A 20,572-nucleotide genomic window follows, 5' to 3' on the forward strand; every position below is an offset into this window, starting at 1 on the left:
TAGCACGTGAAAAGTGAGCTCTAGATCACATTCCAAATAACTCATTGGTATAGTTGCAAAAAGATTGATCCGACACTAGGGTCGTCAGCTTTCTAAAGCCTGATACTGCGGCGAGAAATTATTCTCAGGATGAGCTGTGTCATGCAAAAGTACTTGAAATTCATTATACCGATCGTGATTCCACTGATCGTTCTCGCCTTACCTCTGTCCGCTTTCCCGTTTGACGGATTTACGCTAGTACAACAACGTGTAACGGCGATTTTTTTACTGGCTGCGTTGTGCTGGGTATTTGAGCCGATCCCCATCTATGCCACGTCAGTGGTGATTATTGTGTTGGAATTACTGCTGGTTTCCAACAAGGGTATTTATTGGTTTCGCGCCAATGAGGGTGAGGCGCACTTTGGTACCTTACTCAACTACTCTGACATTATGGCGACCTTCGCAAGCCCAATTATCATGCTGTTTTTGGGTGGTTTTTTCTTGGCGATGGCCGCAACCAAATACCGGTTGGATGTGAACTTAGCACGAGTATTACTCAAACCGTTTGGCCATGATCCTAAGTATGTGATGCTCGGGTTAATGCTGATCACGGGCATCTTTTCCATGTTTATGTCCAACACGGCCACCACAGCGATGATGCTATCGATCTTAACGCCGGTGATTGCGCTGTTTGGCCCCAAAGATCCAGCGCGTGTGGCGTTTGCACTTTGTATTCCGGTCGCGGCCAATATCGGCGGCATCGGTACGCCAATCGGTACGCCGCCTAACGCGATCGCGTTGAAGTATCTGGTGGGGGAGAACAGCATCAGTTTTGGTGAGTGGATGGCATTTGGTGTGCCGTTTGTCGTGGTGATGATGGCGCTCGCATGGGTGTTAATGAACAGCCTCTACCGTGCGCAGCAGCAACGCATTGAACTGTCGATCAAAGGAAAGTTCCTCAAAACTCCGAAAGCAATCTTAGTGTACGCGACATTCACGCTGACGATTGTATTGTGGTTGATGGGCTCAAGCCACGGTATGAACTCCTACACCGTGGCGCTAATTCCGGTCGCGATCTTCTCGCTCACAGGCATCATCAACAAAGAAGATTTGAAGAAGATCTCTTGGGATGTCCTATGGCTCGTTTCGGGTGGTATTGCGCTCGGTCTCGCGCTGGACAAAACCGGATTAGCACAAAGTGTTGTTCACAGTATTCCGTTTGATGCTTTCTCTCCTTACGTTGTCCTGTTTGGCGCCGCAATGCTCTGCTTGTTGATGGCGAATTTCATGTCTCATACTGCAACCGCCAACTTGTTGATGCCTATTATGGCCGCGCTTGGCACCTCGATGACGTCACTGGCGCCATTGGGCGGTGAAGTGACCTTGATTCTTGTAGTGACATTCGCTGCCTCGCTTGGCATGTCGCTGCCCATCAGTACGCCTCCCAACGCGTTGGCGCACGCAACGGGTCACGTACAGAGCAACCAGATGGCGAAAGTTGGGGTGATTCTTGGCGTGGTGGGCGTGTTACTGAGCTTTGTGTTGGTGTGGATTTTAAATCTTATTGGCCATGTTGGATAACGTCATGGACGAGCTGATTCGTCACTATTTTTCAGATCCAGATCGCCAAATTGATTTGGCGGCGAATCAGGTGATCTTGCAACAAAATGGCAGTAACGATCGGCTCTACTATGTTCGAGAAGGTGAGCTTGAGGGGTTTGTTGCATCCGAATCCAAATGCAAACGCATTAAGGTGTTTACCGCTGGGCCAAGCGCCTTCATTGGCGTGCACAGTTTTTTCTCCGGGACGTGGATGGCTTCCTCAACGGTCATCAGCAAAACAGACGTCAAACTGGCTTGGATTGATCGCACCACGGCAGCGGTGGAGCCTGAACGGTTGGGGCCGCTCAATGCGCAGTTTATGCCGGTGATGGTCAATGAACTCAATCGTCGCCAGCATCGAGCAACTCAAGAAGCGCTAGCCAAAGAAAAAGCGTTACAACAGCTGCATACCGCCGAGCAGATGACCACCTTGGGTCAACTGGCTGCGGGGATCGCCCATGAACTAAACAATGCGATTGGTGTTGTTAGCAGTAAAACTGAGCGCCTGCAACACGAACTGAGTGAGCTACTGGCTGAGGTCAAACCCGCTTATAAGGCGCACTTTGATTTTGGCTTGCGGCAAGGGCAAATGATCTCGTCACGCGAGATACGCCGTTTGGCAAAAAATATTGAGCAGCGCTATCGCGTTGATAGTAAAACCGCCAGTGCGCTCGCACGCGCGTTGGCCAGTGATGAGGTGCCAAGCGAGTGGCTAAGCGATGTCGACTCAGCGCTCAAATATTGGCAGATGGGTAGGGGGATGCACGATTTGCGCAGTGCAGCGCGCCATTCTGTTGCCATCGTCAAATCGGTGAAACAGCTTGGGCGCACGGACAATGAGCCGTTGGAGCTGCTCGACATCAACGACACCCTCAACAAAGCCCTTGCGTTGCTGCAAAGTGATTTACGCCGAGTGAATGTGCACTTGCGGCCTGCTCAATTACCAAGGATTCAAGGCTCCTCGACCGAATTTGTTCAGGTATGGAGCAACATCATCAAAAACGCGTGTGATGCGATGCGCAGCACAGACGACCCGATGATTGAGATACACACTAAGGTGGTCAACCAGAGGATTTTGGTCACCATCGCTAACAATGGGCCAGAGATTGATGAGCCGACCCGGCGCAAAATTTTTCAGCCCAATTTCACCACCAAAAAAGGTGGCTTATCGTTTGGCTTGGGCCTTGGGCTTGCCATCGTTAAAAGAATCGTCAGCGAAAATGGCGGTAGTGTGGTGGTCAAAAGCGATCCTTCACGCACCATTTTTCGCGTCAAGTTACCGTTAGGAGAGAGCAATGGATAAGCTGAATGTCATTTGTGTTGACGACCAACGAGAAGTATTAAGTGCGGTCGTTCAGGATTTAGAGCCACTCAACCAATGGCTCACGGTGTTAGATTGTGAATCTGGTGAGGAAGTGCTGGAGTTAATGGATGAGCTTGATGCACAGGGCGAGTTTATCGCAGTCGTGGTCTCAGATCATGTTATGCCTGGAATGACAGGGGTAGAACTCTTAACCGAGATCACCAATGACAACCGATTTAAGCACACCAAGAAAGTCTTGCTCACTGGACAAGCGACCCACACCGACACGATCACCGCTATCAACACCGCCGGGGTGAGTCACTATTTTGAAAAACCTTGGAGCGCAAAGGAATTGCAAGGGTGCGTACGAAGCTTGGTGACAGAATATCTGTTTGATATGGGACTCGACTATCAACCTTTTCATCAGCAGCTTGATCAAACCATCGTATTGAAACGACTCAGCTAGGCGCAAACAAAGCGTGAAATTGCACAGGAAAATTGAATAACCTCGATGTTGAGGTTATGTTTATAATATTATTATAAACAGTAAGTTGAGTTGGCTATGGTTGGATATCGTCAGGTTAAAAAATCTGCAGCGCACTTTGCGGTGTACGTCATCCCGCCTCTGATGATTTTCGTTGCCTCAGTCTACTTTGCCACGCAAAAAATTCACCAAACCCTGCAAGATATCGGTGACCATTACATGGTCACCTACGAGCGCATCATCAACGGTATTCTTGATGAAAACCGCGCTGCACTCATCGCGCCCAATCTCTGTCATGTGATTCAGCAAAACATGCGCTATGAGCGAGAGGTGGAAGAGCAGCAAACCCTCCGCAATGGCCAAGTGATATGCTCATCATTGAGCAACACCAGTGCGTTGTTTCCGCTGACCGAACCGGTGGAAAATCAGACCATTGAGGTGGTGCCGCTCCCTAACTCTGTAGATGTCTCACTAGCGGTGATTAATTCACGTGTGATTGATAGCGAGATCTACCACGCTGTGTCGCTGGTGGATAGAGATTTTATGCGGGCACGTTTGGGCTATCTGACGGAGCCGAACATCAATACGGCGGTGTTAATCGTAAACGGCAAAGTTGCTCCTGCTGGTGCGAGTATCCCAAACAGTTGGTTCGTGTATTCGATAGAGTCCAGTCAATTTGGCCATCGAATGCTCGTCGAGGCGAGCAGCGAGTTAATTCGACAGACCACGCTGTATTACGTGAGTCTCGCAGTACTGGCGTTAATCGTGCTGTATATCGCGGTGTTTTTACTTAGAATTCAGCTGAGCGCAGAGCGCAGCATGTACGCAGAAATTAAGCTCGCACTGCGTCGCAATGAGTTTGTGCTCCATTATCAGCCGCAAGTGGATGCGGCGTGTGGTCGAACGGTCGGGGTGGAAGCGTTGGTGCGTTGGCAGCATCCCACTCGAGGTTTGATCTATCCGGATGTGTTTATTCCCGTGATGGAGGAGTTTGACTTAATCAATGAGTTGACCGATGTGGTGGTCAAGCAAGCATGGAATGATTGGTGCGATCGCCACTTTGATGCGCCGTTCCACTTAGGGATCAATTTCCCGCCGGGTTACTTTGCCTCAGCGGAGAAGCAACTATTTTTGGTGAATCATCACGACCAGTTCGCAAAGCGCAACATTGTATTAGGTTTAGAGGTGACCGAGCGTCAATTGCTTGATGGTCAAGCCCGAGATGGCATAGCAAAATTGCGCGAAAAAGGCCTCGAAGTGTTGATTGATGATTTTGGCACCGGACAAACCTCACTCGCGGTGTTAGAGCAGACCAAAATCGATGTGCTTAAAATTGACAAGTGCTTTGTTGATACCATCGGCGTCGACAGCGTGAGCGCACCCGTGCTTAACGCCATCATTAATCTAGCCAAAGCACTCAACCTGACCATGATCGCCGAGGGGGTTGAGTATGCGGAACAAGCCGACTACCTCCTCTCACAAGGGGTGAACTTGCATCAAGGTTACCTGTACAGTAAACCGGTGCCGCTTGGGCAGTTAAATCTGTAAATGTAGTGTGATTGAATGGGTGTAGTGCGTCTAACTCAGTTAGGAGGCAAAACCAAGTGCACAAAATTGCCAGACGCTACGGTTTGCATCTCGGTATGGATGTCGCGTTTAGTGACGAAGAGAGTGCTCTGTATATTAATATTGGTAGTGGGTTTTAGGGAATAGCAAAGTCCCCCCCGTTACATGGCGTGACGGGGGGCTAAACTCAGTTAATCAAACCGAATGCTCGGGGCAGGGCCAAACTGATGTCTGGGACAAAGGTGATGAGCAGGAGAGTGATGATCAATACCGCGCAAAAAGGCAAAACTGCACGTATTACGCTCTCTATCCTTGCGCCGCTGACACTGCAGCCGACGAATAGCGCGGTCCCTACTGGGGGCGTCGCTATGCCGATGCATAGGTTGAAGATGATCATCATCGCAAAGTGAATCGGGTGCATACCGAGTTGAGTTGCGATGGGCATAAATATTGGCGTGAAGATAAGCACGGCAGGGGTTAAGTCCATAAACATCCCGACGATGAGCAAAATCACGTTCATTAAAATGAAGATAATAATCGGGTTGTCTGAAATCGATAGCATCCATTCACTGATGAGGTTAGGCAAACCAGTGAAGGCCATCGCCCAAGACATAATTGTTGATGCACCAATCAAGAACAGCATAATCCCTGTGATTTCAGCCGTTTCCACACAGATGGTTTTTAGCTCTTTAACGCCGAGAGTGCGATAACATAATGACAAGAAAAACGAATACAAAACGGCGATACACGCGCCTTCAGTGGCGGTAAAGATCCCCCCTATAATCCCTCCAATGACGACCACGACCAACCCCAAGCTCGGTATTGCCCGCCAAGTAATGGTGAGAATTTCTCTCGCTGTTTTGGGTTGCGACAAGGTTCGATAGCCTTTTTTCTTGGCAATAAAATAGGCGACAACCATACAGCTGAGGCCCATTAAAATGCCTGGCACATAACCGGCGATAAACAGCGCCGCGATGGACGTACCACCACTGACGACAGAGAAGACGATCAATGAATTACTGGGTGGAATTAATAAGCCTGATGGACACGACGCCACATTCACTGCGGTAGCGAACGATTTGTCGTAGCCTTCCTTTTCCAGCTCTGGCTCTAGTGTTTTTCCTACCGCTGCCGCCGCGGCGACCGCTGAGCCGGAAACCGAGCCAAACAACATATTGGCAATCACATTCACATGTGACAACGAGCCGGGCATTTTTCCAACCAAGAGTTTTGCGAACTCGACCAACCGGTTGGCTATTCCCCCTCGATTCATGATGTTCCCTGCCAAAATGAAAAAAGGAATGGCAAGCAAGCTGAAGCTATCAATGCCAGTCACAATCTTTTGACCTGCGGTCATGAAGGCCACGTGAGGAGGAAGGATAGTACACATGATCACCAGTGAGGACATTGCGATGGCGATCGCAATCGGAATACTGAAGCTGATCATGACGATAAAGAGGCATAAAAGCCAAAAACCTACAGAGATATCCATATCATTACCCTTGAATGCGTCGCTCTTGTTGGTTGAAGAGCAGTAAGGTGTTGAGAAGAAGGTAAACCAGCATTAACGCTCCTGAGAGCGGCAAAATGAAATAGACATAAGCCATCGGGATCTGTAGCGCAGGCGAAAACTGCAGCATCGTCCGACCAATGAGCTGGCTGCCACCTTTGATCATGGCAAGATAGATAAAGGCACACGACACCAAGTTGATGAGTAGATGGCAGAATTTTTGGTATTTAGGACCCACTGAACCGACAAAAAGGGTGATGGCCAGATGGCCATTTTTACCGAACAGATAACTGGCACCCAGCAGACCGAACCATATCATGGTGTACCGGGCAAGCTCATCAGTAAAAGAACTGGGATCGTTAAGTACGTAGCGACTAAACACCTGCCAAGTCACAGTAATGACAAGACTAATAATGGCCACGCCACACAGTATGAGTATCACTTTATCGAGCGTCGTTTTTAACGTGTTAAGAGCAGAAACCATTGAAACTCCTATTTACAATGATTCAAAGTTGCAGCCCCACCGCGATGGTGGGGCTTGTTACTTTAAGGGGAAATCAGAGCTTTTGGATGGCTTCAATGTAGGTGCCTAAGACAGGATCTTGCTTGGCACTGTCCAACATCGGCGCGACTTTTTCGCGGAACTTGTCTTTGTCAACCTCAACAAATTTCACGGCCAATGTTTCGGCTAATTTCTTGTTCTTACTGTCGATATCAGCCCAGATCTTAATTTCTTCCTCCATCGATTCGGCGGCAGCTTCGCGAACTATGGCTTTCTGAGCGTCATTGAGGCTACTCCATGTCACTTCTGAAATCATGATGAGATCAGGCGTCATCATATGTTGATCCATGGAATAGTATTTCGCGACTTCAGAGTGTTTCATTTCGACTAAGCTGGAAATGTTGTTCTCTGCGGCATCAATTACGCCTTGCTGAAGCGCGGTATATACTTCCGTAAACGGAACGGGTGTCGCGCGTGCACCGAGCAGTCTTACCATTTCCATCATGGTTGGAGATTCTGGAACACGGACTTTGAGGCCAGCAAGATCGTCGGGGGTTTGAATGGGTTTCGAGCTGTAGAAACTGCGTGAACCAGAATCATACAGTGTGAGCCCGATGAACCCTTTTCCTTCGCTAGACTGGAGAAGTTGCTGTGCTGTCTCACTGCGCATAAAGGTATGCATATGGTCTGCATCACGGAACAAGAATGGGATAGAGATCGCTTTGTAAGTGGGTTCAAACGATTCAGCCAACGATCCGTTGATTTTCGCCATATCGATGGCGCCTGTCACGACTTGCTCTGCTTGATCGCGCTCTGACCCAAGCATGCCATTAGGAAAGATTTTTACGTCCATTTCGCCATTGGATTTTTCTTTCACTTTCGCCGCAAAGATTTCCATCCCTGCATGGGCAGCGCTCTCGAGGTTCATCGCGTGACCTAATGTTAGCGTTCGAGCTTGCGCACCGAAAGCCAAGATCATCGAGGCGGCAGCCACCGTCAGAATCGTCTGTTTCATGTTGTCATCCTTTTTATTTTGGTCGGTAGAGTGAAGAGTCTTTCAAACTTCCTCATCAGTATTTTCTTGAATTATTTGTAATACAATGACACAAAAGTTTATATGTGCGGCAAGCCAGCATAATTGAGTGGAATTTAAACTGAATTGTGATTTTACTCATATTAATTGTTGCTAAAATCACCAATTTTGGACTTTATTTTTACTTTAATGCGTAATTTAGGCTGATTTGGTGGCATTTTGATCTGCGTGGCAAAATATAACTTTGTACTGTGAGTTGGATTGGCTTTTTCGTTCTTGGTTGTTTTTGAACAATAAATAATCACTATCATGTAGGACAATAACACAAAAAGGAGTAACAAAATGAAACAAATGTTAGTGGCGACGTCGCTGCTTCTGTCCTTACCTACGCTTGCTGATGTGGCCAATAATGGTGTGAACTATCCCGTCCCTGCAGACAAGTTCGACATGCGCCACTGGAAGATCACCATTCCTTCAGACATTAACCAAGATGGCCGAGTCGATGAGATTGAAGGTGTCGCGATGATGAGTTATTCACACTCTGACTTTTTCTACCTCGATCGCCAAGGGCATTTGGTGTTTGAAGTGCACAATAAAGCCATCACCACCAAAAACTCTAAAAATGCTCGTTCAGAGTTGCGCCAAATGGCAAGAGGCGCGAACTTTGCAATCGGAACGCATGATCCTTTAAACAACTGGGCATTGTCGAGCCATCCAGACGCCGAATCATTCAGTGCTATTGGTGGTAAACTCGAAGCGACGCTCAAGGTTAATCATGTCTCTCTTCATGCTAAGTATCCAAATAAGTATCCCGCCTATTCTGTGGTGGTCGGGCAGATTCACGCTGAAAAAGACAACGATCAAATCAAAGCCAAGACAGGTTTTGGTCACGGAAACGAACCGATCAAAATTTTCTACAAGAAGTTTCCAAACCATAAAATGGGTTCAGTATTCTGGAACTATGAACGAAATTTAGCCAAAGACGATCCCAATAGAGAAGACATGGCCTACCCAGTCTGGGGTAACACTTGGGAAAATGATGCCGAGCCTGGTGAAGCGGGCATCGCCTTGGGTGAGTCATTCAGTTATCAAATTGAAGTTAACGGAACTACCATGTCTCTAATGTTTGAAGCGGACCGACATGACACCGTGACTTATGAGATTGATTTGAGTAAGGGGATTGATGACAAGGACTCACCTACCGGCTACGCCAAAGACGCGTTCTACTTTAAAGCAGGCGCCTATGGTCAATGTAGCGTTCAGGACAGTCACCCAATATGGGGCCCGGGTTGCGAGGGCACGGGTGATTTTGCCGTGGACAAACTCAACGGTGATTACAACAGCGTAACCTTCACAGAGTTAAAACTGAATGGCCAATAGTCTTAATAGACAGCGTTTCGATAGGTAAAGAGTTCGCCGTGCTCAGTCACGAGTGCCACTCATTCGCGTCTCAGACGGCGACTCTCCAAATAATTGACGGTAGCTACGGCCAAACTCTCCCATATGATAAAAGCCAAAGCGAAAAGCGATGTCTGAAATCGAACCATCCTCGAGTCGCGCCTGCAGGGCACGCCTTACTTGATTGAGCCTGACGCGCTTGATGTACTGTTTGGGTGACACCTGGCAATAGTGCTCGAAGGCGTATTGCAACGTTCTTCGGCTGACATGTGTCGCTTGGCAGAGATCACTGACGGTGATGGGGAGATGAGAGGGCGCTTGAGTGAGGTAGTCGATGGCGCTCTGGATAATACGTTGTTGCTGAGGGGTCGCCACCCGAGGGGTTGGCGCAGAGCTGCGAGATAGTAATTCGCTAATGAAATCACACAATAATCGCTGATGAGTGTGAGCTGACCATACATGCCTTTCTGGATTGAGCAGGACACTGAGATAACGCCTGAGGAGATTGGCGGATGACTCGTCTGTGATTCCAAGTAATGCGGGGTTGAGACCGGAACCTTGATGGTCGGTTTCACACAATACATGATCAAGCACTGACTGGTCAGCGACGATACCGTAGATGGCATAATCTCGCGGTGTCACGAGTTCAAACTCGCTGTTGCTATCACGCACGAGAATATCAGAAGCATTCATCGGCCGCTGGTTGACAGTAATAGCGTCAGCCTCGACGCTGAGACCTAGCCATATCCCTTCTTCAATCGAGCATTGCTGACGAAGTGAACGATTGCTGTCTTCACGAAACACATGCAGATGACGAAACCGTCGCTCTTGTATCATCCCACTAAAATTCCCCTCGCTGAGTTGATCATACTCTTGATGCCAGTTAATCAATTGGCCTGCTTGCTGATTTGCATCATTACAGTGACGAGTGCACAAGTTTGGTTCACTGGTTGGGGTATCGAGATCCATCCTGTAATACTCCTAATCTCCACTTTGCGCCATTGTGGGGCGCCCATCATTAACTCATTGAATAAAAAGGGGTTAAAGATTGCCAATTCTTGATAGTTGATTGGAACAGTTTTCGCTTCATTCCTCTTAAACACACGCTTAAAGAGTTCATTCTCTTACTGGGAATGATGAAGAGAGCAAGAACTGCACCAATAGCCAAAAAGAGGTAATGGATGGCGATTTATCGACGGCAGCAAGGAACGACAGTGTATACCTTTGCTTCACTGACAGAACTGATGGCCAAAGCGACACCTGAGCGATCAGGCGATCGCTTGGCTGGCGTGGCGGCAGAATCCGCCACCGAGCGCGCTATTGCGCAAATGACGTTGGCAGACTTGCCACTGAGCACATTTCTCGATGATCTTCTTATTCCTTATGAGGATGATGAAATCACGCGTTTGATCATCGATACACACGACCGTGAGGCGTTCAAGTTGATCGCTCACCTGACGGTGGGTGGCTTGAGAGATTGGTTGTTGAGTGATGAAGCCGATAGCCATACTCTGACCGCCATTCGGCCTGGCCTAACCCCTGAAATGGTCGCGGCAGTCAGCAAAATCATGCGCAATCAAGATTTGATTCTCGTCGCGAAGAAGTGTGAGGTGGTGACGGCGTTTCGCAATACGATTGGCTTACCCCAACGTCTATCCACACGCCTTCAGCCCAACCATCCCACAGATTCACTCAACGGGATCGCCGCGACCATTTTCGATGGTTTGATGTATGGCAATGGCGATGCGGTGATCGGCATCAATCCGGCGACAGACAACGTGCCGCAAGCGGTCAAATTGATGACCCTCATGGATGATGTTATTCAACATTACGCCATTCCTACTCAATCCTGTGTTCTGACCCATGTGACCAATACCATCGAAGCGATTGAAATGGGCGCGCCGGTTGATTTAGTTTTTCAATCTATCGGTGGCACGCAGGGTACCAACGACACGTTTGGTATTAACCTCAATATTCTAAAAGAGGCTCAAGATGCCGCACTCTCGCTAAAGCGAGGCACAGTGGGCAGCAATGTCATGTACTTTGAAACAGGCCAAGGCACGGCGCTGTCGGCCAATGCCTTTCACGGTGTGGATCAGCAGACTTGCGAGACACGCGCTTACGCTGTCGCTCGTCACTTTGACCCACTGCTTGTGAATACCGTGGTGGGTTTTATCGGTCCTGAGTACCTGTTCGATGGGAAGCAAATCATTCGCGCCGGATTAGAAGATCACTTTTGCGGCAAGCTGCTCGGGCTGCCGATGGGTTGCGACATCTGTTACACCAACCATGCTTACGCAGATCAAAACGATATGGATAACTTGCTCACGCTACTGGGTGTGGCTGAGTGCTCCTTCATCATGGGGATCCCTGGCTCTGATGACATCATGCTCAACTATCAAACCACTTCTTTTCACGATGCGCTTTACGCGCGAAAAGTGCTCGGACTAAAACCCGCGCCAGAGTTTGAACGTTGGTTAATGGAGATGCAGATCTTTGAAGATGTCAGCGGTGTACGCCTCAGTAATCAAGTCGCGAAGTCGTTTTCCAACGCAATGAATCGAATCCAGGGAGCGTAGTTGATGGGTAAAGTGATCAGATTTGAATCTCACCCTGCTCGAGAAAGTGTGGTCGAGAATCCGTGGCAGAAACTGAAAGATTTCACCTCCGCACGCATTGCACTCGGCCGTTGCGGAAGTAGTGTGCCGACCAACGAATGGCTGTCGTTTAGTTTTGACCATGCCAAGGCGATGGATGCGGTGCATTGCGCGCTCGACATTAACAAACTGGCGCAGGACATTACTCAATCAAGCGTAATGACTTCCCAGATAGGACGCGAGCCCATTGTGGCGAAATCAAAAGCCAACGACCGCTTCGAATATTTACAAAGGCCAGATTTTGGCCGTGAACTAAGCAAAGAGAGCATGGAGGTGATCGCGCAGCATCGACATGACCAACACACTTATGACTTGGCCTTTGTTGTGGCCGATGGCCTTTCATCGGTAGCGATTCAGCGACATGCAGTGCCACTGCTAGAGGCTCTGCTTGTGAGACTCACCAGCCAACACAACGCGCCTTGGCGCATCGCCCCCATCACGATTGTTGAGCAGGGAAGAGTGGCAGTCGGTGACGATGTAGCCCAGTGCCTCAATGCCAATATGGTTGTCGTTCTGATTGGTGAGCGCCCAGGGCTCACTTCGCCGGACAGCATGGGGATGTACCTCACCTGGGGCGCCAAGCGAGGCAGTAAAGACTCTGAGCGAAACTGCATCTCTAACATTCGGCCGCAAGGTTTGAACTATTCCGACGCTGCTTTTCGCGCCAGTTATCTTCTTGAAGAAGCGCGTTCGCTCAAGCTGACAGGCGTTAATCTCAAAGACCGATCAAGTATGGATGAGCAGCAAGATGGCATGACGCTCGGTGAACAACATCAATCGAACTTTCTAATTTCAAAACAGTAAAGGGAATGACTATGTCTAAACATCAAGAATACCTTGCCAAACGGCAACTGAAACGAGGCACCGCCGGTTGGGTGCTATTAGCAGGACTAGGGGTCTCGTATGTGATCTCGGGAGATTTCGCAGGGTGGAACTTTGGTATTGCCCAAGCGGGTTGGGGCGGATTTCTGATTGCCGCCGTCGCGATGGCAGTCATGTATTTAACCTTGGTTCTCTCTTTAGCGGAAATGTCTGCCGCGATCCCAGCCGCAGGCGGTGGTTACAGTTTTGCACGACAAGCCATGGGCCCAACGGGTGGGTTTATCACCGGGCTTGCCGTCTTGATTGAGTACGCGTTGGCACCAGCGGCCATTGTCATTTTCATTGGGTCTGCCGTCAATGAACTGATCGGTATTGATGGGCCTTGGGTCTATGCACTCTTTTATGCCGCCTTTATCGCTGTGCACCTAGCGGGTGTTGGCGAAGCACTTAAAGTGATGATGGTGATCAGCGGTCTTGCGGTGTTCGCCATCTTATTGACCGCCGCCGTGCTTATTGGCCATTTTGACGCCAGCAATCTATTCGATATTGCCCCAGCAAGCGCGCAAGCCACAGAGGCACTGCCTTATGGTTGGTATGGTGTTTGGGCCGCGTTGCCGTTTGCGATGTGGTTGTTTCTGGCAGTAGAAGGAGTGCCACTGGCTGCCGAAGAAGCTAAAGACCCCGCGAAAGATGTACCTAAAGGTATCATAGGCGCGATGTTATTTCTGCTGTTTACTGCGGCGTTAGTTGTGCTTCTGTTGGCGGGTGCCGTAGGGTCAAACGTGATTGGTAGCAGTGCGGTGCCGTTAGTGGATGCACTTAAACTGACAGGTAATCCGACGATAGCCACCATTGTCAACGTTTTAGGGCTTGCCGGTCTGGTCGCGTCTTTCTTTTCGATCATTTATGGCTACAGTCGTCTGGTGTTTGCTTTGTCCAGAGCCGGTTATTTACCGAAGAGCTTGTCACTGACGAGCAAAAATAAAGTCCCTTCTCGCGCGTTAATCTTCCCTGGTATTTTTGGCTTTGTGGTGTCATTAACCGGAGAGGGCGATTTGATCCTCGCTATGGCGGTAGTGGGTGCGACCGTGTCCTATGCGCTGATGGCACTGAGTCATATTCTGCTTAGAGTCAAACAGCCCGAATTGCCAAGACCATACAAAACACCGGGCGGTGTGGTCACATCGGCGATCTGTTTGGTGTTATCGCTGATTGCTATGACAGGGGTGTACGCGTTTGATCCCTCGGCCTTTATGATGACACTTGGCTTGTTCGTGATTGGTGGTGCTTACTATGGTCTATATAGCCGCAATAACTTAGTGGCGGGTACCGCAGAAGAAGAGTTCGCCATGCTGTCGATTGCTGAACAAGAGCTTGAATCTACCGCCTCTTAATCAATCGCTTTGATACTACTCAAGCCAAGCGGATATCGCTTGGCTTTTATACGTCTGGCGATATGGGCTATTGCGTTGGCTACAGCAACGAGGGGGAGCCTTCTATATTTCATGGACACCGAAATTGAGTCCTACAACTTTCAGTTTGGACACCGTTTTGGTCACCAAACAATTTTTATTTAGCCACCATTTTGGACACCAGATGGACACTGAGCATTTTTGAGTATTAAGTTGATTGTTGTAGGTGAATAAAAAATGAATGTGTATGCACTTAGTAATTACGGGAGTAGGGTAAGAATTTAGGATTTAATCAACACAAAATTACAGTGATTAAAAACAACAAAGCCCGCAAGATGCGGGCTTTGTGTTTGTTCTATAAGAACGAATTTGGTGGGTCCGGGCGAACTCGAATCGCCGACCCCTACCATGTCAAGGTAGTACTCTAACCAACTGAGCTACGGACCCAAATTCTTGTTCCACTGAACTTGATTCAGAAAGGAATGGTGCGTCCGAGTGAACTCGAATCACCGACCCCCACCATGTCAAGGTGGTGCTCTAACCAACTGAGCTACGGACGCATTCCCTTGGAACGCCGAGAATATTAACCAGTCTTAATTCCCTGTGCAAGCCTAATTTCAATGATTTGAGTGCGTTTGCTTTATATCTAATCGAATTGGCGCCGTTTTAGACGCCGTTGGCGGTAAAGTGTGCATTGGGTCACGTGTTAGCGGCCTCGGCCGTTGAACATCACGCTGACGGTTTTGGTCATGATTGCCATATCCATAAGTAACCAAGACTTCACTGACGACAAAGAGAGTGCGTAGCTGTGGTCGAATCCGACTTTACGGCGTACATCGTCGATGCAGGAGTCGTAACCTTGGTTCACTTGCGCAAGGCCTGTGATACCGGGCATAACGCCATACGTGCGGTCGGCAAAGTAGGGAATGGCGGTTTCCAGTTTTTGATAAAAGACTGGGCGTTCTGGGCGCGGGCCAATCAGTGACATTTCCCCTTTGATGACATTAAGCAGCTGCGGGATCTCATCAAGGCGTGTTTTTCTAAGGAAACGGCCGACAGGAGTGATGCGTGGATCGTTGTCGGTAGCCCAGACCGCGCCGCTGATTTTTTCTGCGTCTTGGTACATGGTTCGAAATTTAATGATTTCGAATAGCGCCATTCGATCGGGGCTGGATTGACCTACTCGCAACTGCTTGTAGAGCACCGGGCCGGGAGAGGTGAGCTTGACAGCGAGGGCGACCAACACAAAAATGGGCGCGGATAAGACCAGACCAATCAGGGCAACGGTAACGTCGAACGCGCGTTTAGAATGTTTAATCGTAGTGTAAGCAGACATAATGAACTCCTGTTACTGGTTTTGACCAGTCCAACCTTTGGCGCCGACGCCACATAGATAGCGCAGACCACCGACAAAATTTGCGTAATGACCCATCACCACATACAACATCACTTTGCACACCTTGTGACGAAAGAGGATGGGGAACAAGTAACTCAACACAGCGGTTGTGTATAAGAAGCATTGCACGAACAATGCCAAACTAAACAGCGGGTAGCTTGCAAGCAGCAAAGCCGTAATAAAACAGACAATCAATAGATACGGCGTGGCGAGTCTGAGCCCTTTGCCAGAGAGAAAAGCAAAAGCAACCCCGCGGTATTTGGGTAAGAGCATGTCAGCTAACTGTATGACTTGCTGCATGTTTCCTGCTGAGATGCGCAGGCGACGTTTGAAATCATTGTCTGGGTCAGTGGGTTCGAGTTCGAGCGCGACGAGCTCAGGTTCATAGACCGCTTGGTAGCCTTTTTTTACAATGCGCATCGGCAAAATGAAATCGTCGTTGATGGTATTCTCATCGAGAGAATCAAAAAGAGAAGTGCGAAAGAGATAAAACGCGCCATGTGCGCCCAAAGTCGAACCTAAGCTAACCTCTTGCTGTTTGACTTTGGTCTGATACTGCCAATAACGGTTTTCGCCTTGATGCTGGCTGCCAAACAGCTGGTAGTGACCATTGACCACTCCCACCTGACGGTTTTGGAAATGAGTATTAGCAAGTATCAGCGCATCCACCGAGATGATGGCTGAGACATCACTGAGCGCCGTGAGTTGAGTGGTCACCAAAGGAATCTGCTCATTCAGCACCGCGACTTTACCGCGGTTAGTGGCAAAACTCTTGATTTCGAAGTGGGTATCGGCGCAGATGGCCTCTTGCACCGTTTGCTGCGCGATATGCACGGTGTCATCAGTGCAGCCGTCACACAGAATCATCACTTGGTATTTGTGCTTGGGGTAATCTAAACAGGCTAGGTTACGAATTTTTTCCGCAATCCAAGCTTGTTCATTGTAAGCGGGAACCAAAATGGTGATGGAAGCACATTGTTCATCCTCTTTCTGCGCTTTAAAACCACGATTGGCATGGCGCGGCGCGTTGACGGGATGGTTTTTCGCATACCACGCCAATAGAAGTGGATAGCCGATATGATGGTAAATCACCAAACTGGCGGACAGGGCAAATAACGCCATTAAGATCGTATCGCTCATGCGCATGCCTCCTTAGTGAGCATTTGATAGGCTTTAATCATCTCGCGTATCTCAAATTGTCTTTCAACAAACGGGCGCGGTGAGAGGGGGAGTGCTCGGCGCTCTAGAGCCAAAATGGCTTCGCTGAGGGCGGTGACGTTATCTGGTTCAATCAGCAGGCTAGATTGTGGACACAAGGTGTCCGCAGTGCCGCCAACATCGGTCGCGATAGTAGCAATGCCACACGCTTGCGCTTCCAGCGTCGCGAGAGGAAACCCTTCAAAGCGCGAAGGTTGAACAAACACGTCTAAGCATGGGTAAAAGCGTGCGGTATCTTCTACCAGTCCAAGTAGAGTGAGCCGAGACTCGACGCCTAGCTCTCGAGCGAGCGCAATCAATGACTCACGCTCACTGCCTCTGCCGGCTATGACGAGATGGTAGTGGCTTGGCAGTGTTGCCAGTGCACGTATTGCGACATCGTGTCCTTTGACGTTTTCTAAGCGACCCGCACAGCCAATGAGCCTTTTATCGGTCGGTAAACCGAGCGCTTGACGAGCCAGTGGCTTTGCGGCCGGTTTGAAGCGTGCGCAATCAATCCCGTTGTGAATCACGGTGGAGCGAGAATAGCCAAAGTGGCCGTCGATCACCCCTTTGACATGCTGAGCATCGGCCACCAACCACGGCTTGGCGAAAGAGAGCGCAGCGCCCTGTACCCAGCGTGACTTGCTGTTTTCAAGGTGCCATGCATCGTGCTCAGTATGAATTCGATGTTTCACCCCCGCCAATCGCGCCGCGACACTGGCATAAAGCAGTGGGCCAATATGATGGGTATGCACCACATCCGGCTGCATGATTCGAAATAGACGGTAGAGCGTGCGCCATGTCTTCAACTCCACACCCGGACCTTTGCCAAGAAACAGCAGTTTGTCTTGAATCTCTGCGAGCGCTGGCCAGGCGTCAATCGCTTGTTGAAGCTGACCTTCAAGGCTGATGATGAGCACTTTATGTTCTGGAGACGCGAGCTTGGTCATGTTAATCGCTAATGTCTCTATACCGCCGGGGGTGAGATGTTGAACAACATGAAAGGTAAGTTTACGTTGTGTGGTCATGGGCACCTCATACTGATGATCGTTCCGTGATGGTTACTATGGAATTGCAGTATGTGTGCCGACTTTTATCTGCTTACATTTCAGTAAGTTAAAATCTATTCCTATTTTGACATACGGCCATTGTCAATTTGAAATTCGTTATAGTTTGCGATCTTAGGAATAGAGGTGATGACGGGGCTGCCGGTGATTGCTTGGATCTCTTGTCGGGTGCGAATGGAGGTGTCAAACAGTTCAATAAACGTGGCAATACCGCAACCTAGGCCGATGCCTGCGAATAACCCGGCGATGATAAATACGATAGTGGGGAGGTTATTGGGTGTGGTCGGTGTGTAGGGCAAATCAATGATTTTGACCCGTTTGTTTTGCTCAAACATACCGAGCGATCCGGTAAGTTGCGCCATTTCATAGCGTTGCAATAACTCGTCATAGAGCTGCTGCTTGTTGGCGACATCGCGCTGTAGGCGAAACATCTCACGCGCGTTGTCACCAAACTGATTGGCTTGCTGTTCAAGATCGGCAATGATCACTTCAAGGCTCTTTGTTTCTTCGCTCAGTGACTCGTAGCGCCCACGTTCCACTTGCAGGCTTTGCAGTTGGGTGACTAATAAGGGCTGCATACGGCGGATATCATCCAAATCTGTACTGCTGGCGATGTCCCACAATTGATCGCTCGAGACGGCGTTTTGTTTGACGGACAACAACGCCTCGCGTTCACTTTCAAGGCGCTGCAGTTCGCGCTCTTTACCTTTCACTGCGCTGTGGTTATCGGTGTATTTCGCTTTCAGTAGCGTCAGTTCACTGCGGATCTCTATGATTTGATCCTCAATTTTGCCAACCACAGGATTGGTTTTTGACAGTTGCTCATCCAAAGAACCTAAGCTTCGTTTTACCCCGGCCAGCTCCGCTTGTTTTTCTGCCAAACTTTGCTTGAGCGATGCCAGTCTACCGAGGGCTTGGCTTTGCATTTCAGGGGTGACGGAGGCGTATTGGTTGCGAAACTTGGCCAGTTTGAGTTCGGCGTCATCCAGCTCTTTGCGACGTTTGTCAATGTGCATGGCGAGAAAGTTGGCTGAATCTTCGATGCTTGAGCGCTCAGGCGCTAAAAGTTGGTCAATAAACTGATCGCTGATGGACTCTAACAGCTCTTTCATCCCGGTTGGCGAACTTGCGGTAAAGGTGATTTGCAAGAAATCTTTGCCAGGTTGCGTCACGCTAAGACTCTCTGCCAGTTTGTTGATAATAAACTCTGCCTCTTGGGGTGAGGTGTTGTCGTCAATTAACTGATGCTTGGTGGCCACTGCGGTTAACACATGGCGGCTTTTAAGCAAGGTGCTTAAGGCTGTGAGTCGTTCTTTGATCATCGACGAGACGGCCAGATCCTCTAAAAACGGATTCATTTTGGCGGTCTCTTGGATCAGCATACTGGTGTGCGAGGTGTATTTGACGGGCGCAAGGTAGCTGACAGCTAGCCCAACAAACGGCATGACCAGAATAGGCACCACGATCACGTAACGCTGCCGCCACGCCCCGTTTAGTATCTGCATTAACCGCAGTTTAAGCTCATTCATAGCGCCTCCAGCAGCGTTGCGACTTCCTTGCCTCTTGCTTGCCAGCTCTCTGCACGCAGATTAGCCGCTGGCTTGTGGGTGCGTTGTGTTTCTATTTCTCTGAGCGCGCGAGAAAAACATTCGACACCGTCTATTAAATGTAGATGATTTTTGTAATCCAAAGCGGCAGGAAAACGGCTTGAGATCACAGGTTTACCTGCGGCGAGGTATTCACGCAGCTTCAGTGGGTTACATGCCGCGATTTGTTCATTATCAACAAAAGGCAGCAATCCAACCGACCAGTGCTGGCTATATTGCGGCAATTCATGGTGCGCTTTGGGGCCGAGATAGTGGACGTTATCACGCTTTGGTAGCGGGTTATGGCTAAGTTCTTGCGGCCCGATGAAGACGAAATGCCACTCTGGATGACGCGCAGAGATAGCATCAATCAAGGGGTAATCGAGCCAATTGGAGAGACTGCCATAAAAACCGGCGATTGGTTTGCCGTCATTGGGTAGATCCTGGGCTCGCTCGGTGAATGACTCAAACAGTTCGAGGTCGACGCCATGCGGTAAGTAGTGGGTTTTACTGGCGGGAAATCGCGTCAGTAGGGCAGCACCGGAGGTGAGGATCAAATCCGCATGCTCGACCAGTGTCGCTTCGTGCTGGGCGACGCAGGCGTGATCCACTCCAGCTAAAGAGGAGAAATCATCTCCGCAATAATACACCACCGCCGACTCGCCAAAATGGCCGCATAAATCGGCCGCCGTAGGCAGAGAGGTCCACAGAATTGGCGAGCGTAACTTGAGTTTTTGTATCCACGGTTTGAGCTGCGCAATCATCATGTCACGCGCAACGCGTCTTGCGAGAGCAGAGCGCGGAGCAGGCACGGTACGTAAATTAATCACCTGAATATTTGGGTGTTGATGCGTTTGACTGGCATAGCCGCCTTTGCCTCGCCCAATCAGCTTTTGCCCAGCGCGTTTGAGATCGCTCAGTGTCCATTTGGGTTGGCGCAAGCCAATAGAGTTGACCCACAACACGCGGCGTGTCTGTGCCAATGTGCGAATGAGGTGCTGCGTACTTGAAGGCAGGCCTGTGAAGTCTTCACCGAAAACAATCAAATCGCGCAT

At 49.4% G+C, this 20,572-nt stretch carries 17 protein-coding genes and 2 tRNA genes; 8 read left to right on the forward strand and 11 right to left on the reverse strand.

Features of this window, described 5'->3' with window-relative positions; genetic code table 11:
- Nucleotides 1–141: 141 nt before the first annotated feature.
- The 4 genes from AC6R10_RS12345 (at nt 142) to AC6R10_RS12360 (ending at nt 4,916) form a co-directional block, all read left to right on the forward strand.
- Nucleotides 142–1,560 (forward strand): SLC13 family permease, encoded by a 1,419-nt coding sequence (locus AC6R10_RS12345; RefSeq protein ID WP_500627680.1) that lies wholly within the window; start codon nt 142–144, stop codon nt 1,558–1,560.
- A complete protein-coding gene (locus AC6R10_RS12350; protein ID WP_500672400.1) occupies nt 1,550–2,884 on the forward strand; it encodes an ATP-binding protein in 1,335 nt (444 codons plus the stop codon). The genes AC6R10_RS12345 and AC6R10_RS12350 overlap by 11 nt, the downstream gene beginning before the upstream one ends.
- On the forward strand, nt 2,877–3,350 hold the full coding sequence (locus AC6R10_RS12355) for a response regulator (RefSeq protein ID WP_487903462.1): 474 nt from the start codon (nt 2,877–2,879) through the stop codon (nt 3,348–3,350). The genes AC6R10_RS12350 and AC6R10_RS12355 overlap by 8 nt, the downstream gene beginning before the upstream one ends.
- Nucleotides 3,351–3,446: 96 nt before the next feature.
- Nucleotides 3,447–4,916, forward strand: coding sequence for an EAL domain-containing protein (locus tag AC6R10_RS12360; RefSeq protein ID WP_500672401.1), 1,470 nt, complete (start codon nt 3,447–3,449; stop codon nt 4,914–4,916).
- A gap of 205 nt (nt 4,917–5,121) precedes the next feature.
- Here the strand turns inward: AC6R10_RS12360 and AC6R10_RS12365 are convergent, their stop codons facing one another.
- The 3 genes from AC6R10_RS12365 to AC6R10_RS12375 all read right to left on the reverse strand — a co-directional run bounded on the left by AC6R10_RS12365 (nt 5,122) and on the right by AC6R10_RS12375 (nt 7,961).
- Complete coding sequence (locus AC6R10_RS12365; protein ID WP_334552257.1) at nt 5,122–6,426, reverse strand: TRAP transporter large permease; 1,305 nt, start codon at nt 6,424–6,426, stop codon at nt 5,122–5,124.
- A 4-nt stretch (nt 6,427–6,430) separates the two neighbouring features.
- Nucleotides 6,431–6,928, reverse strand: a complete 498-nt coding sequence (locus tag AC6R10_RS12370) for a TRAP transporter small permease (RefSeq protein ID WP_500672402.1) — start codon at nt 6,926–6,928, stop codon at nt 6,431–6,433.
- A 73-nt stretch (nt 6,929–7,001) separates the two neighbouring features.
- Nucleotides 7,002–7,961: a TRAP transporter substrate-binding protein gene (locus AC6R10_RS12375; RefSeq protein WP_500672403.1), complete on the reverse strand. Its 960-nt coding sequence runs from the start codon at nt 7,959–7,961 to the stop codon at nt 7,002–7,004.
- Between the two features lie 360 nt (nt 7,962–8,321).
- On the opposite strand from AC6R10_RS12375, the gene AC6R10_RS12380 reads away from it, so the two are divergent.
- A complete protein-coding gene (locus AC6R10_RS12380) occupies nt 8,322–9,359 on the forward strand; it encodes a polysaccharide lyase family 7 protein (protein WP_500672404.1) in 1,038 nt (345 codons plus the stop codon).
- Between the two features lie 42 nt (nt 9,360–9,401).
- On the opposite strand, the gene AC6R10_RS12385 is transcribed toward AC6R10_RS12380, so the two are convergent.
- Nucleotides 9,402–10,346, reverse strand: a complete 945-nt coding sequence (locus tag AC6R10_RS12385) for a helix-turn-helix domain-containing protein (protein ID WP_500672405.1) — start codon at nt 10,344–10,346, stop codon at nt 9,402–9,404.
- A 212-nt stretch (nt 10,347–10,558) separates the two neighbouring features.
- On the opposite strand from AC6R10_RS12385, the gene AC6R10_RS12390 reads away from it, so the two are divergent.
- From AC6R10_RS12390 to eat, 3 genes are read left to right on the forward strand one after another with little or no spacing between them, the layout of a single operon-like run.
- On the forward strand, nt 10,559–11,956 hold the full coding sequence (locus AC6R10_RS12390) for an ethanolamine ammonia-lyase subunit EutB (protein ID WP_500672406.1): 1,398 nt from the start codon (nt 10,559–10,561) through the stop codon (nt 11,954–11,956).
- Nucleotides 11,957–11,959: 3 nt separating this feature from the next.
- The gene (gene eutC, locus AC6R10_RS12395) at nt 11,960–12,838 is read left to right on the forward strand and encodes an ethanolamine ammonia-lyase subunit EutC (RefSeq protein ID WP_500672407.1); all 879 of its coding nucleotides are present in this window, start codon (nt 11,960–11,962) and stop codon (nt 12,836–12,838) included.
- A gap of 11 nt (nt 12,839–12,849) precedes the next feature.
- Nucleotides 12,850–14,250, forward strand: a complete 1,401-nt coding sequence (eat, locus tag AC6R10_RS12400) for an ethanolamine permease (protein WP_500631121.1) — start codon at nt 12,850–12,852, stop codon at nt 14,248–14,250.
- A 388-nt stretch (nt 14,251–14,638) separates the two neighbouring features.
- On the opposite strand, the gene AC6R10_RS12405 is transcribed toward eat, so the two are convergent.
- From AC6R10_RS12405 to AC6R10_RS12435, 7 genes are all read right to left on the reverse strand, one after another.
- Nucleotides 14,639–14,715: transfer RNA gene (locus AC6R10_RS12405), tRNA-Val, on the reverse strand.
- Nucleotides 14,716–14,751: 36 nt separating this feature from the next.
- Nucleotides 14,752–14,828: transfer RNA gene (locus tag AC6R10_RS12410), tRNA-Val, on the reverse strand.
- Nucleotides 14,829–14,974: 146 nt separating this feature from the next.
- A complete protein-coding gene (locus AC6R10_RS12415; protein WP_500672408.1) occupies nt 14,975–15,604 on the reverse strand; it encodes a sugar transferase in 630 nt (209 codons plus the stop codon).
- A 12-nt stretch (nt 15,605–15,616) separates the two neighbouring features.
- Nucleotides 15,617–16,804 carry a glycosyltransferase family 2 protein gene (locus tag AC6R10_RS12420; protein WP_500672409.1) on the reverse strand — a complete coding sequence of 396 codons (1,188 nt, stop codon included), beginning with the start codon at nt 16,802–16,804 and terminating at the stop codon, nt 15,617–15,619.
- Entirely contained in the window at nt 16,801–17,892 is a 1,092-nt protein-coding gene (locus AC6R10_RS12425) for a glycosyltransferase (protein ID WP_500672410.1), read from the reverse strand. Before AC6R10_RS12425 ends, AC6R10_RS12420 begins: the two co-directional genes overlap by 4 nt.
- 101 nt (nt 17,893–17,993) lie before the next feature.
- Nucleotides 17,994–19,460 (reverse strand): GumC family protein, encoded by a 1,467-nt coding sequence (locus AC6R10_RS12430; RefSeq protein ID WP_500672411.1) that lies wholly within the window; start codon nt 19,458–19,460, stop codon nt 17,994–17,996.
- Complete coding sequence (locus tag AC6R10_RS12435; protein ID WP_500672412.1) at nt 19,457–20,572, reverse strand: glycosyltransferase; 1,116 nt, start codon at nt 20,570–20,572, stop codon at nt 19,457–19,459. Before AC6R10_RS12435 ends, AC6R10_RS12430 begins: the two co-directional genes overlap by 4 nt.

Source organism: Vibrio sp. R12-SG2-ISO1, assembly GCF_059834045.1.

Excerpts from the sequence above, each read along its gene's own strand:
- AC6R10_RS12345 (WP_500627680.1), top strand. The coding sequence starts at position 142 with ATGCAAAAGTACTTGAAATTCATTATACCGATCGTGATTCCACTGATC.
- AC6R10_RS12350 (WP_500672400.1), top strand. The coding sequence starts at position 1,550 with ATGTTGGATAACGTCATGGACGAGCTGATTCGTCACTATTTTTCAGAT.
- AC6R10_RS12355 (WP_487903462.1), top strand. The coding sequence starts at position 2,877 with ATGGATAAGCTGAATGTCATTTGTGTTGACGACCAACGAGAAGTATTA.
- AC6R10_RS12360 (WP_500672401.1), top strand. The coding sequence starts at position 3,447 with ATGGTTGGATATCGTCAGGTTAAAAAATCTGCAGCGCACTTTGCGGTG.
- AC6R10_RS12365 (WP_334552257.1), bottom strand. The coding sequence starts at position 6,426 with ATGGATATCTCTGTAGGTTTTTGGCTTTTATGCCTCTTTATCGTCATG.
- AC6R10_RS12370 (WP_500672402.1), bottom strand. The coding sequence starts at position 6,928 with ATGGTTTCTGCTCTTAACACGTTAAAAACGACGCTCGATAAAGTGATA.
- AC6R10_RS12375 (WP_500672403.1), bottom strand. The coding sequence starts at position 7,961 with ATGAAACAGACGATTCTGACGGTGGCTGCCGCCTCGATGATCTTGGCT.
- AC6R10_RS12380 (WP_500672404.1), top strand. The coding sequence starts at position 8,322 with ATGAAACAAATGTTAGTGGCGACGTCGCTGCTTCTGTCCTTACCTACG.
- AC6R10_RS12385 (WP_500672405.1), bottom strand. The coding sequence starts at position 10,346 with ATGGATCTCGATACCCCAACCAGTGAACCAAACTTGTGCACTCGTCAC.
- AC6R10_RS12390 (WP_500672406.1), top strand. The coding sequence starts at position 10,559 with ATGGCGATTTATCGACGGCAGCAAGGAACGACAGTGTATACCTTTGCT.
- eutC (WP_500672407.1), top strand. The coding sequence starts at position 11,960 with ATGGGTAAAGTGATCAGATTTGAATCTCACCCTGCTCGAGAAAGTGTG.
- eat (WP_500631121.1), top strand. The coding sequence starts at position 12,850 with ATGTCTAAACATCAAGAATACCTTGCCAAACGGCAACTGAAACGAGGC.
- AC6R10_RS12415 (WP_500672408.1), bottom strand. The coding sequence starts at position 15,604 with ATGTCTGCTTACACTACGATTAAACATTCTAAACGCGCGTTCGACGTT.
- AC6R10_RS12420 (WP_500672409.1), bottom strand. The coding sequence starts at position 16,804 with ATGAGCGATACGATCTTAATGGCGTTATTTGCCCTGTCCGCCAGTTTG.
- AC6R10_RS12425 (WP_500672410.1), bottom strand. The coding sequence starts at position 17,892 with ATGACCACACAACGTAAACTTACCTTTCATGTTGTTCAACATCTCACC.
- AC6R10_RS12430 (WP_500672411.1), bottom strand. The coding sequence starts at position 19,460 with ATGAATGAGCTTAAACTGCGGTTAATGCAGATACTAAACGGGGCGTGG.
- AC6R10_RS12435 (WP_500672412.1), bottom strand. The coding sequence starts at position 20,572 with ATGCGCGATTTGATTGTTTTCGGTGAAGACTTCACAGGCCTGCCTTCA.